Source organism: Polaribacter sp. Z022 (assembly GCF_023555495.1).
Classification (GTDB): domain Bacteria; phylum Bacteroidota; class Bacteroidia; order Flavobacteriales; family Flavobacteriaceae; genus Polaribacter.
The window spans coordinates 522,420-535,801 of record NZ_JALCZO010000003.1; the positions used below are offsets into that span (position 1 = coordinate 522,420).

12 protein-coding genes are annotated in these 13,382 nt (G+C 27.1%); 4 read left to right on the forward strand and 8 right to left on the reverse strand.

The genetic code is table 11. The annotated features are described in order from the left end of the window. The first annotated feature begins 6 nt into the window (after positions 1-6). Both MPF13_RS09210 and cdaA read left to right on the forward strand, forming a co-directional pair. The gene (locus MPF13_RS09210) at positions 7-612 is read left to right on the forward strand and encodes an ExbD/TolR family protein (protein WP_249982210.1); all 606 of its coding nucleotides are present in this window, start codon (positions 7-9) and stop codon (positions 610-612) included. Between the two features lie 52 nt (positions 613-664). Beyond that, positions 665-1,441, forward strand: coding sequence for a diadenylate cyclase CdaA (gene cdaA / locus MPF13_RS09215; RefSeq protein ID WP_249982211.1), 777 nt, complete (start codon positions 665-667; stop codon positions 1,439-1,441). 48 nt (positions 1,442-1,489) lie between these two features. On the opposite strand, the gene MPF13_RS09220 is transcribed toward cdaA, so the two are convergent. The 3 genes from MPF13_RS09220 to truA form a co-directional block, all read right to left on the reverse strand. After that, positions 1,490-1,924, reverse strand: coding sequence for a hypothetical protein (locus MPF13_RS09220; RefSeq protein WP_249982212.1), 435 nt, complete (start codon positions 1,922-1,924; stop codon positions 1,490-1,492). A gap of 119 nt (positions 1,925-2,043) precedes the next feature. Further along, positions 2,044-3,810, reverse strand: coding sequence for an ABC transporter ATP-binding protein (locus MPF13_RS09225; RefSeq protein ID WP_249982213.1), 1,767 nt, complete (start codon positions 3,808-3,810; stop codon positions 2,044-2,046). A 3-nt stretch (positions 3,811-3,813) separates the two neighbouring features. Then, positions 3,814-4,539 carry a tRNA pseudouridine(38-40) synthase TruA gene (gene truA / locus MPF13_RS09230; RefSeq protein ID WP_249982214.1) on the reverse strand — a complete coding sequence of 242 codons (726 nt, stop codon included), beginning with the start codon at positions 4,537-4,539 and terminating at the stop codon, positions 3,814-3,816. A 101-nt stretch (positions 4,540-4,640) separates the two neighbouring features. Here truA and MPF13_RS09235 point away from each other — a divergent pair, with 101 nt between their 5' ends. Beyond that, complete coding sequence (locus tag MPF13_RS09235) at positions 4,641-5,138, forward strand: metallophosphoesterase family protein (protein ID WP_249982215.1); 498 nt, start codon at positions 4,641-4,643, stop codon at positions 5,136-5,138. On the opposite strand, the gene MPF13_RS09240 is transcribed toward MPF13_RS09235, so the two are convergent. From MPF13_RS09240 to MPF13_RS09255, 4 genes are all read right to left on the reverse strand, one after another. Further along, positions 5,125-6,936 carry a tetratricopeptide repeat-containing sensor histidine kinase gene (locus MPF13_RS09240; RefSeq protein ID WP_249982216.1) on the reverse strand — a complete coding sequence of 604 codons (1,812 nt, stop codon included), beginning with the start codon at positions 6,934-6,936 and terminating at the stop codon, positions 5,125-5,127. The two genes, MPF13_RS09235 and MPF13_RS09240, sit on opposite strands and share 14 nt — an antisense overlap. 15 nt (positions 6,937-6,951) lie before the next feature. Continuing rightward, positions 6,952-7,623, reverse strand: coding sequence for a hypothetical protein (locus MPF13_RS09245; protein ID WP_249982217.1), 672 nt, complete (start codon positions 7,621-7,623; stop codon positions 6,952-6,954). A gap of 183 nt (positions 7,624-7,806) precedes the next feature. Next, a complete protein-coding gene (locus MPF13_RS09250; RefSeq protein WP_249982218.1) occupies positions 7,807-8,472 on the reverse strand; it encodes a response regulator in 666 nt (221 codons plus the stop codon). A gap of 286 nt (positions 8,473-8,758) precedes the next feature. Further along, the gene (locus MPF13_RS09255; protein WP_249982219.1) at positions 8,759-9,190 is read right to left on the reverse strand and encodes a DUF4293 domain-containing protein; all 432 of its coding nucleotides are present in this window, start codon (positions 9,188-9,190) and stop codon (positions 8,759-8,761) included. A gap of 201 nt (positions 9,191-9,391) precedes the next feature. Between MPF13_RS09255 and rho the strand changes: the two genes are divergently transcribed. Further along, positions 9,392-11,083, forward strand: a complete 1,692-nt coding sequence (gene rho / locus MPF13_RS09260) for a transcription termination factor Rho (RefSeq protein WP_249982220.1) — start codon at positions 9,392-9,394, stop codon at positions 11,081-11,083. A 148-nt stretch (positions 11,084-11,231) separates the two neighbouring features. Here the strand turns inward: rho and MPF13_RS09265 are convergent, their stop codons facing one another. Next, positions 11,232-13,322, reverse strand: a complete 2,091-nt coding sequence (locus tag MPF13_RS09265) for a peptidylprolyl isomerase (protein ID WP_249982222.1) — start codon at positions 13,320-13,322, stop codon at positions 11,232-11,234. Between the last annotated feature and the right edge of the window lie 60 nt (positions 13,323-13,382).

Genomic DNA, 13,382 nt, shown 5'->3' on the forward strand with positions numbered 1-13,382 from the left:
GAAATTATGAGTAGAAAAGAATCACCAGAAATTAATGCAGGTTCTATGGCAGACATTGCATTTTTATTATTAATCTTTTTCTTGGTAACTACAACTATGAGTGTAGATGCAGGAATATCAAGCAAAATACCTCCAAAACAAGAAACTCCACCAATAATAGACATTAATGAACGTAATATTTTAGAAGTAAACATTAATAAAAACAATGCTCTATTTGTAGATGGAAATACAATTCCTTTTAAAAATTTAAAACAGATTGCCATTAATTTTATAGATAATGGTGGTGGTTTAGACATCAACAAAAAAAAATGCGATTGGTGTAATGGATTGCAATTAAAAACATCTTCAGATCATCCATCAAAAGCAATTATTTCTATAAAAACAGATAGATTAACAAATTACGAAACCTATATTAATACCTTAGATATTTTAAATTCTTCTTATACATTTTTAAGAAATAAATTATCAGTAAAACTATATAACAAAAATTATGAAACGCTATTAGAAGAATATAAAAAGTCTAATAAAAAAGATAAAAACATTCAAGAAAAAATAAAATTGATTCGAGAAAAATATCCATTATTAATATCTGATGCAGAAATAAATAACTGATATTGAAATGAACAAATTTATTAGTACTTTAGCCTAAAATCAGGTAATTTACATGTTAGATTTTATTGAATTTTCTTTGTTAGATGTTTTAGACATACTATTAGTGGCAACACTACTCTTTTACATTTACAAATTACTAAAAGGTACAGTTGCCATAAATATTGTTATTGGTATTGCCATTGTTTTTGTTATTTGGAAAATTACAGAAGCCTTAAAAATGGAAATGCTTAGTGGTATTTTAGGAACCCTTTTAGGTGGTGGTGTTGTGGCTTTAATCATTGTTTTTCAGCAAGAAATAAGAAAATTCTTATTAATGATTGGTACTACAAATTTTACCAATAAACGAAGTTTTCTAAAACAATTAAAATTTTTACAAACAGAAATAGGTTCTGAAATAGATTCTGAAGTAATTCTTGAAGCCTGTAAAAAATTATCTAAAACAAAAACAGGAGCTTTAATAGTTATTGAACGTACAAACGCCTTAGATTTTTTAATAAGTACTGGAGATAGTATGAATGCTTTGGTAAATGAAGCTATTTTAGAAAGTATCTTTTATAAAAACAGTCCTTTACATGATGGAGCATTAATTATAAGAGATAATTTTATTGTAGCTACTAGAGTAGTTTTACCAATTTCTGACAGCACTAAAATTCCTGCAAGATTTGGATTAAGACACAGAGCAGCTATTGGAGTATCAGAAAAAACAGATGCTGTTTGTTTATTAGTTTCTGAAGAAACAGGAGAAATATCTTATATAAAAGACGGAAGCTTTGAACTTTACTCAGATTATAATGAGCTTAATGAAAAACTTAAAAAAGATTTGATATAAAAAAAGGTTCTCTATATAGAGAACCTTTTTTTATACAATAGAACCAACTTATTTAGAAGGTGCCATTTTTGCTTGAATTTGAGATAAAACACTTTTGTATTTTGTTAACTCACTTGCATCTAATTTAGAAGCTAATTCTTTTCCTTGCTTTAATAATGATGCACCTTTTGAGGCCATACCAGTAATTTTAGCTAAGTTTCCTTTAGCATCAATGTAATTTTTTGCGTATTGAGAGTATTCTAATAAGTTTTTAGAAACTGCTTCGTTAGAAAAACTAGGAATAGTAATTCCTTCTAGTGCAGAAGTTAAACCTTTCTTTACTTCTTCTACTACCTCTTTAGTTTCTTCTACAACTTCTTTTTTAGTTTCTACAACTACTTTTTCTACATCTTTAGTAATGTCTTTAACTTCTTTTTTTTCTGATTTACAAGAAGTAAAAACCAATGTTCCAATTGCTAATACTGTTAATACGATTTTTTTCATTTTGTTGATTTGATTTTTAAATTGAGTAGTAAATTTACTATAATTTATAGCTACACGTTTGCTAAAAATAGATGAACCAACACAATAACAGGGTAAAGCAACATAAATAATAGACTAGCTTAAGATGCTATATCTACACTAAATTGTTTGTCATATAAATTTTTGTAATAACCATTTTCTTTTTCTAGAAGTTGGGTATGAGTTCCTTCCTCAACAATTAAACCTTTGTCCATTACAATAATTTTATCAGCTTGTTTAATTGTAGCTAATCTATGAGCAATTACAATTGAAGTTCTACCTTTTGTAATTGTTTCTGTTGCATACTGAATCATTTGTTCTGCATGAGAATCTACAGAAGAAGTTGCTTCGTCTAAAATTAAAATGCTAGGTTTACTTACATAAGCTCTAAGAAAAGCAATTAATTGTCTTTGACCAGAAGAAAGCATTGCTCCACGTTCTTTTACATTATAATTATAATCTCCAGGAAGTGTCATTATAAAATTGTGAATACCAATTTGTTTAGCAGCATCTTTAACTTCTTCAAGAGAAATATTATGATTCTTTAAAGTGATATTATTTAAAATTGAGTCTGAAAATAAAAAAACATCTTGTAAAACAACTGCAACCTGATTTCGTAAAGTTTCTAAATCATATTCATTTATAGAAATATCATCTACACAAATAGTACCACTATCAATTTCATAAAAACGATTTATTAAATTGATAATTGTAGATTTTCCAGCTCCTGTAGCACCTACAATAGCAATTGTTTGTCCGCTTTTTACATCTAAAGAAATCCCTTTTAAAACTTCTTCGTTTTCTACATAACTAAATCTAACATCTTTAAATGAAATATTTCCTTTTAGTTTTTCTGCTTTAATAGTTCCGTTTTTTACAATACTACTTTGTGTATCAATTACTTTAAAAACACGTTCTCCAGAAACAATACCCATTTGTAATTGATTAAACTTATCTGCAATTTGACGTAAAGGTCTAAATAACATTTGTGCCAATTGTACAAAAGCCATTACAGTTCCTGGACCTTCAACAATACCTCCTATAATTTGTTTGCTTCCAAACCAAACTATTAAACCAATACCTATTGACGATAATATTTCTGCAATTGGAAAGAAAATAGAAAAGTACCAAATGGTTTTTATATATGCTTCTTTATGTTTATCATTAATATCTTTAAAGTTTTTATACTCTATTCTTTCTCTATTAAAAAGTTGCACAATTTTCATTCCTGTAACTCTCTCTTGTACAAATCCATTTAAATTAGCTACTTGATTTCTAACTTCTTGAAAAGTAGCTTTAATTGCTTGTTGAAAAATTCTGGTAGCATAGATTAAAATTGGTAACACTGCTAAAGCTATAATAGCAAGTTTCCAATTAAGAAAAAACATAAGAGCTGCTACTGCAAACATTTGAAGTACATCACTAACAATTGTAAATACTCCACTACTAAAAAAAGCTGCAATGGTTTCTATATCAGAAACAACCCTTGTAACTAATTTACCTACAGAATTAGTATCAAAATAAGACATTTTAAACTGTAATATATGTCTAAATATTTTTGCTCTTATATCTCTAATAATGTGTTGTCCAACCCAGTTTGCAAAATATATAAATGAAAAACGAAGAAGTACTTCTAAAAGTACAATACCAAACATTAATAAAATATTATTTATAAGACCTTGAGAATCTTTTTCTGTAATATATTTATCTACTGTTTCTTTTATTAATATTGGGTTTATAAGAGCTACTATAGCTAATAATATCGTAGACGCAGTAGCTATAAAAAAGTTTAATTTATAACGTTTAGCAAAAGACATCAATCTTAAAAAGATTTGTAAATCGAACGCTTTTCCTGTTTTATCTGCCAAAATTTAATATTTTATTTTTGTTAAAAATAACCCTTTTGCTGGAACAGACAAACCTGCATTACTTCTGTTTTTACTTTCTATTATTTTTCTAAAATCTTCTTTAGAAATTTTTCCTAAACCGACATCTACCAAAGTACCAACAATGGCCCTAACCATATTTCTTAAAAATCGATTTGCAGTTATGTAAAAAATCAATTCATTATCAACTTGTTTCCAAACTGCTTCTGTTACATTACAATTATAAGTATACACATCTGTTTTTACTTTAGAAAAAGTTTGAAAATCTGTATATTCTAATAATAATTTTGCGGCTTCATTCATTAAATTTAAATCTAAATTCTGAGAATGAATTTGCCAAGAAAAATCTAATAAAAAAGGATTTCTACCCAACCATATTTTATATTCATAACTTCTACTTTTTGCATCAAAACGTGCATGTTTTTCATTATCAACAGAAAAAAAATCATACACAACAATGTCATGTGGTAAAAGAGAATTTAACTTATGTGGTATATCTCCTTTGGGTTCTTTTTCTATATCAAAATGAGCAAACATTTGTGAAGCATGAACTCCTGTATCTGTTCTTCCTGCACCAACTACTTCTATTTTTTCTTGAAAAATTGTACTTACAGCTTTGTTTAATTTTTCTTGTACAGAAATTACATCTGGTTGAATTTGCCAACCATGATAGTTTTTACCATTATAAGAAAGTTCTATAAAATACCTCAAGAAATTTTGTTTTTAGTAGCCTTCAAAATTACGGAATTTATTTTGTTATGATTACATTTGAAGATAATTGAGACGTTAAACTTTTCTTACTATTTCTTTACATGAAGAAAATCTTACTATTATCTGACACTCATGGTTTTATTGACAATCAAATTTTAAAGTTTGTAAAACAAGCTGATGAAATTTGGCATGCTGGTGATATTGGTAATTTAGAAGTTACAGATACTTTAAAAAAATTAAAACCTTTACGTGCAGTATTTGGTAATATTGATGGTGCTGATGCAAGAGCAGAGTTTCCTTTAGACAACAAGTTTGAAGTAGAAAAAGTATCGGTTTGGATAACACATATTGGTGGCTATCCTAATAAATATTACCAGAGAATTAGAGAGGAAATAAAGTTAAATCCGCCTAAAATATTTATTTCTGGTCATTCTCATATTTTAAAAGTTCAATATGACAAAAAGCTTAATTTATTACATTTAAACCCAGGAGCTGCTGGCAATCATGGTTTTCATAAAATAAGAACTATGTTACGATTTGAATTAGATAATGGCGAGATTAAAAATATGGAAATTATAGAACTTTCTAAACGAGGTTAATTTCTTCTTTTTCTAAAATAGGTAGTAAAACATGGATTACAGTTCCGTTATTTTTAACAGAATCAATTAAGAAATCTCCCTGCATCATTTGAATTCTAGCTTCAATTTGATTTAACCCTAAACCATCTTTATTGGTAATTAAAGTTTTATCAAAACCTATTCCATCATCAGCAATTTTAATAGATAATTTACCTTCAATTTCTGCAATTTCTATCATAGCACTTTTAGCATTACTATGTTTTAAAATATTATTTACAAACTCTTGAATAATATTATATACTTTAATTTCAAAATTTTGATGATATCTTCTGGTTTCTCCAATTTCTGTATTTATAGTTATTTGCGAGTTAGAATATTTATCTGCTATATCTTTTACTGCATATTCTAAACCAAATTTTAGTAAAACTGATGACACCAAAGTATGAGATAAATCTCTAATTTTTTGAGAAGCTTCTGTAATAATTTCTTGTGTTTTATCTATTTCTATAGGTGTTTTACCATTAAATTGACTCCTTGTAGCTTGTAAGTGAAGATTTGCAGAAGATAATAATGCACTTACACTATCGTGTAAAGTTTCTGCAATTTGTTTTCTTTCAGATTCTTTACCATCAATAGTTGCATTTAAAATTCTTGCTTGAGATTCTGATCTTATTTTTTCAATATTTTGATTCTGAATTAATTGAGATTGAGAAAGTTTAAGTCCTAAATTTTTTTGTTTTAATTTATAGTAGTTTAACCAAAACAATAAAGACAGAATAATTATAATTGAAACGATACCTATTACCCAAAAGATTCTTTGATCTTTAAGACGTTTATTTTCTTCTTCTTTTAGTAACAAGTTTTTTTTAACATTAAAGTTGTATTCAGCATTAATTTCATCAATAATGCCTTTAAACTCTTTTTGTCTCAGAGTGTCTTTTAAACTATAAGAAAGCTCTTGATAATCATAAGCTTTATAATCTTTTAAAATATATAAATTGTAAGCAAGGTTAAAGTAAAGTTTTTCCCTAACAATTAAAGCTTCATTACTTTTTTCATTTCTAATTAAATCTAAAGCTTCAAAATAAATTCTTTTTGCTTCTTTAAAATTACTTTCAGATAAATTTATACTTGATAAATTTCCTAATGCAGCTGCTTGATTTACTTTGTTACCAAGTTTTTTATGAATACTTATTGCTTTGTTTGCATAATATTTAGCCTTATCATAAAGACTATCATTCATATATATAACAGATAAATTGGTATAAGCTCTCGATTTTACTTGAAAAACATTATCATTAATAACATTTAAATTATCTACTTCATTATAAAAGTGTAAAGCGCTGTCTTTATCTTTTTTTAATTCATTAATATTATTTAATCTATAATATGAACTTCCTAGGTCTAAATAGCTTTCAGCAATTATGTCATTATATTTAAAGTCAATATTTTTTTTGCTGTCAAATGCAGTTTTATCTTTTGAATAATTATTTAGATAATTAAGTGTTTTTTTATAATATTTAATAGCATTTCTATTGTTTCTTGTTGCAAAAAATATTTTAGCTATTAATTGATTTGCTAAAATTATTTCTTCTGTTTTTAATGTATTATTTCCTTCTATTAGAGATAAAGACAATCTTAAAGAACTACTATATTCTTCTTTTTCATATAATTTTTTTGCGTTAAGATATTTTGTAGAAAAAGAATCAATTTGTACAATAAAAGAAGAAGTTGCATTGAATGCAACTCCTTTACTTTTAGAATATATTTTATAATTTGATAACAGTAAAACTACTATTAACGCAATGTTTAATCTCAAAACTATATTGTTATATTAAATTATAATACCTTGAGGTTTTCTTATTAATAACACCTCAGAAGTTCCTTTTGCCTGAACATTAGAAATATGATTAACAAAATCAAACTTTAATGGTTCTCCAGCTTCTTTTTCTAAAACTCTAGAAAAATTTGTTTCTCCTCCTTTTCCTTCTTCTAAATGAATTTCATAAATATTAGCTTCCTCATTAAATACAAAATCAACTTTAACTTTGTTATTAACAGCAAAATCTAATGTATATGTACCATCTAAATTACTAGAAATACTGTAATCTTTTAATTTTTTATTATCTGTTTTTCTTGCAACTGTAAGGTTATCATCAGAAATTGTAATATTATGAGATTTATCTGTATTTGTATCTATAAAACCAACTTTAAGTTGTGTTCCATCTATTGTTAAATCTTGAGTTACTTTTCTACTAGATTGATTATCTGACGAATATAAGTAAATATTTTTAGTGTTGGTGTTATCATCAAGAACACTTTCTGAAGTTGCATTACTATTTAAGTTATAGTCTATAGAATATACACCTGTTGCATCTCTTTTTACTGTATATGTTTTTAATAAATCTACAGATTGTTCTTCTGGTAAAATTGTTTCGTTTGTTGAACAAGAAGAGAATACTAAAGTTAACGACGCTACTAATGCAAATAAGTTAAAATTTTTCATAATGGGAAATGTGTTTAATACTTTGTTTGGGTTATTTAGGGGCGGGGTTAAATTATATTTATTTTATTGTTTTAAGTAGATTACAATGTATGCAACAAATAGTGTTTCTTTAAACTAAAAAGCTTTTAGGGGACGGGTTTGAATAAACCAAAGCTCTTTTAGTTATTTTTTTGGGGATAGGAACTATACTATTTTGTTTTTTACTGCATACATTGCTAAACCTACTGCATTTTTTACATTTAATTTTTTTAATAAACTTTTTCTATATGTTTCTATTGTATTGACACTTAAATTCATTAAATCTGCCATTTCAATAGTACTATATTCTTTTGTAATTAATTTAAGAACATCTAACTCTCTTTCTGTTAAACTATCTAATAAAAACTTATCTGGCATCTCACCTTGAGGTACCATTTGTCCTGATATTGATTTTAAAAGAACACTTTGTATATCACTACTAAAGTATTGTTCTCCATTAGCAACAGCTTTTATAGCATTAACTATATGCTCTCCTGCATTGTTTTTAGAGATGTATCCTTTACAACCAAGATTTAAAGTTTCTTGAACAATTTTAACATCATCGTAACTAGATAATATTATTACTTTTTGGTCTATTCGTTTTTTCTTAAAATGTTTTAAAACCTGAAAACCATCTAAAACTGGCATTGTAATATCTAATACTAAAACATCAGCTGAATTTTCTTTTTGACTAAACCAATCAATTACTTCTTGTCCTGTTAAAGAATAACCTTTAATCTCTATATCTTTATCAGTATTTATTACAGCTATGATCCCTTCAATTAATATTTTATGATCATCAGCTACGTGAACGTATATCTTTTCTTTCATTTTTACTTTACAAATTTATAGGAGATATTAAGATTACACAATCCCCATTTTCAGTGAAATTTTCATCTCACTGTTTTCCGTGAGAAGCATCACTGTTTTCCGTGAGAAGAAAATCATAATTATTTGATTTTTAATATTTTAAAAAATATGCTTTCATTAAATTTAGGCGTATAAAAGTACAAATTAATCTGATATGAAAATTTTAATAACTAAAAATGAGTCTAAATAAAAAAAACCGAGAATAATTTCTCGGTTTTTTATCGCGCACTAAATAAATATCTAAGGTTTATCGTAATCTATCTACAGATTTTACAAGATCTTCATCCTTTTTAATAGCTTTATTTGCTAAAACAATAAGCAAAATAACTAAAATTGGTAAGAACATCCCAATACCTTTCTCCGAAATCGAAACTTCTCCAGGTAAAGTTAGAGATACATAAATCAATAATCCTAATAAAAAAAGATTAATCAAAATAACTAAACGCCCAACTACAAATTGTAACTTTCTATTTTTAAATAAAAATATATCTAAAAAAGATACAGCTGCAGAAAGCAAAAATAACAAAGGAATAAACTTTAAAAGAATAGATTCTCTAGAAAATAAATCCAATGCAAAAATTTCATTTTTAAGATTGCTCCATAAATCAAATACAAATATTAAACCTCCAGAAATGGCTGTTGCTATTAATAAATAAATACTCTGTATTCTCTGAATCATCTTAAAAAATAAGAATACAAAAGTAGAACTTTCTTTTTTAAAAAGAAAACCAAAAACTTAAAAAATTTGTATATATTTGTATTATAATAACCGCACAGAAAAATTGTATAGTACTATATACAATATATAAAATCTAACAAAAAAATTATAATTAGTCTTATTCAATTTAATAAGATTTACTTTTAACTTAACATATAAAGAATGTTCGAAATCTCAGAACTAAAAGCAAAAACACTTGCTGATTTACAAGTAATTGCAAAATCTATTGGTCTTACTAAGACGAGTCAACTTAAAAAATTAGATTTAGTGTATCAAATTTTAGATACCCAAGCAGCAAACCCTACAAAAATTACAACTTCTTCTTCAGAAAAAGATTCTAAACCAAAAACAGAAAAACCAAAGAGAAAACGTGTCTCAAAAACTTCTACAGCTACTAAAGCTAAAAAAGAAGTTACTACTGAAGAAAAAACTGTAGAAAAACCTAAACAGGTAAAAACACCTCAACCTAAACCTTTGGCTAAAGAAACAGCTCCTAAAAAAGCTGAAAATACAACTGAAGAAACTGTTGAAGTAAAAAAAGAAACTGAAGAAAAAACTGCTAACGTACCAAACAAACCTCAGCAGAATAAACCTCAGCAAAACAAAAACCAGCCTAATAAGCCTCAGCATAAAAATCAACAAAATAAAAACAAAAATCAGAATCAAAATCGAGATAAAAAACCTCAAGTAAGTAGAGGTAATAAATCTAACAATAGATATAGAGATCCTGATTTTGAATTTGACGGAATTATTGAAAGTGAAGGAGTATTAGAAATGATGCCAGATGGTTATGGATTTTTACGTTCTTCTGATTATAACTATTTATCTTCTCCAGATGATATTTATGTATCTCAATCTCAAATTAAATTATTTGGTTTAAAAACTGGAGATACTGTAAGAGGAAATGTGCGCCCACCAAAAGAAGGTGAAAAGTATTTCCCTTTAATAAGAGTTTCAAAAATTAATGGATTAAACCCTAACATTGTTAGAGATAGAGTTTCTTTTGAACACCTTACACCTTTATTTCCGCAAGAAAAATTCAATTTAGCAGAAAAAGGAAGTTCTTTATCTACTAGAATTATAGATTTATTTTCTCCTATTGGAAAAGGACAACGTGGTATGATTGTAGCGCAACCTAAAACTGGTAAAACCATGTTATTAAAGGATGTTGCTAAAGCAATTGCAACAAATCATCCAGAAGTTTATCAAATTGTTTTATTAATTGATGAACGTCCAGAAGAAGTTACAGATATGCAAAGAAGTGTTAGAGGTGAGGTTGTAGCTTCTACTTTTGATGAGCCTGCAGATAAACATGTACGAGTTGCTAATATTGTTTTAGAAAAAGCAAAAAGATTAGTAGAATGTGGACATGATGTTGTTATTCTTTTAGATTCTATTACACGTTTAGCTAGAGCTTACAACACTGTTGCTCCTGCTTCTGGTAAGATACTTTCTGGTGGTATTGATGCAAATGCACTACACAAACCAAAACGTTTCTTTGGAGCTGCTAGAAACATTGAAAATGGTGGTTCTTTAACTATTATTGCAACAGCATTAACAGAAACAGGTTCTAAAATGGATGAAGTAATCTTTGAAGAATTTAAAGGTACTGGTAATATGGAACTTCAATTAGATAGAAACATTTCTAACAGAAGAATTTATCCTGCAATCGATTTAATTAAATCTTCTACAAGACGTGATGATTTATTATTAGAAGATAAAAACGTACAAAGAATGTGGGTTTTACGTAAATACCTTGCAGATATGAATCCTATTGAAGCAATGGAATTTATTAACGAAAGAATAAAGTTCTCTAAGAATAATGAAGAGTTTTTAATTTCTATGAATGGTTAAAACCTATTTAAATAAATACTAAAAACCTTTTTGAGTAAAATCAAGAAGGTTTTTTTTGAGTTAAATTTAAACATTAACTAGATGTTTAAAACAAAAAAAATCCGTTCAATTTCTTGAACGGATTTAATATTTATTATTTAAACTTAAATTAGTTTCCTACATATAAGTTAGCTCTAGAATCTTCAATTTTAGAAGCTTTTTTAATAGCTTCATATATTGCATATGTTTTTCTTTTTCTAGCATCAGCTATAGATTTTCTAGCAGTTTCATAGTTTGGTAAAGCTGTTGGTAAATCTTTCTTTGTTACTACAAAAGAATACACACCTCTATTACCTTCTATGTTTTTATAAACTTTATTTAATTCTGCATTAAACATAGCTCCTACAATTTTAGGCTCAGAACCTGCTCCTGATAAAGTTGGGCTTTTTAAAGTAACATTGTTAGAGTTTCTAACAGTAGTATTATTTTCTTTTGCAAGATCTTGTAAAGTACTTCCATTAAGTTTTTCTGCAATTAATTTTGCTTTCTTTTGCTTAATTAAAATTGGTTTAACTCTACTTGTTGCTTTTGCAGCAGACATTAATCCTTTTTCAGTTTTAGCTGTTACAAATGCTACAACATGACTACCTTCTAAATCAAAACGTTTAAAGTCTCCAGGTTTAGTACTATTATTAAAAGCCCATGAAACAATTTGTCTTTGGTTTCCTAAACCAGGAACATTTTCATCTAAAACTTTTAAACCAATTGCTGGTCTTGTAACGTATTTGTTTTCTTTTGCAATTGCAAAGAACTTTTTATCTTTAGAAGTATCTAAAGCAAATTGCTCTGCTTTTTGAAAAACTTCATTTTCAGTAGTTTCTGAAGCAATAATTTTTCTACCGTAAGTAGCTAATTTCACAACAGTTTGGTTATTTTTTTGACCATCAATTTTAATTACATGAAATCCAAAAGGGGTTTTAACAACATCTATATCACCTGTTTTTCCTTCAAAAACAAAATCTCTAAATTCTGGAGTCATTCTAGAATAGTTAAACCAATCATAAAAACCACCTTTATCTGCAGAACCTCTATCTGAAGAAAATTCTTTTGCTAAATCTGCAAATTTACTTTTTCTTCTTTTTACAACAGATAAAATACTATCTGCTAATTTCTTAGCTTCTTCTTCTGTTCTAGTAACATCTTGTGCTACTCTTTGTGCTCCTAAAAACGGAATTAAAATATGACTTGCTTTTGCAGAATCTGGCATTTTAGAAACTTCTGTAATTTTAGAAATTTTAAAGAATCCTTGATCTTTATAGGGTCCAAAAACATCTCCTTTAGCTCCTTTAAAAATATCTGAAGCTACAGTTTTACTAACTTGGTTTTCAAATTTAAAATTAGCGTCTATATTTGTATCAGAATCATTTTCGCTTAAAAACTCAACATCATTTGTTGCTAATTTAAAATCTTCAACTAAACCGTTAACTTCGTTTTTAATATTATTCTCATCATCTGTAGTAGGTGCAATATTAAATTGTACATAAGATAGATCTCTAGATTCATCTACTTTAAAATCATTTTCATTTGATTTTATGTAAGCATCTATTTCAGATTTAGAAACAGTAATTAAACTATCTGCAATTGTAGTATAAGGAATATAAACAAACTGAGAATTTAATTTTGTGTTATCAGAAAAATACTGAAATTCTCCTTCTTTTAAAGAAGAACCTAAACCTGCAGCAACTAAATTGTTGTAAGTATTTCTTTCTGCATTGTCTCTAATTTGATTCATGTAGTTAGACCAAGCTGCCCACATACCTTTATCATTTTCTTTAGTATCTGCTAAAAATTGTTTGAATTTACCTTCATCAAATAAACCAGCTTCATTTTGAAACTGAGGACTATCTTTAACAGAAGGTGCGTTTATTACTTCGTTCCAAACATCTGCTTCACCTACAGTAATACCTGCTTCTGATAATTGGTTTTGATATATTTTTTTTCTTACAATGTTTTCCCAAACAGTTTTACTTGCTTGCATTTCAGAAACTCTATTACCAGCTTGTTGCTTGTAAGCTTCTAATTCTGCTGCAAATTCTTGTCTTGAGATAGATTCTCCATTTATTTCACCTATTTCGTTAACTTTACTTGAGTTAAAAAAATCACCTAATGTAGATGGATCTAATACAAAAGCAAAAAGTGCTAAACCAATTATAATGATTAAGAACATTGAACGTTCTCTAATTTTTGATAAAACTGCCATACGTCATTTATTTAATTTCAGTTGGCGAATATACGATTTGGGTTTTAATATTGCAACCGA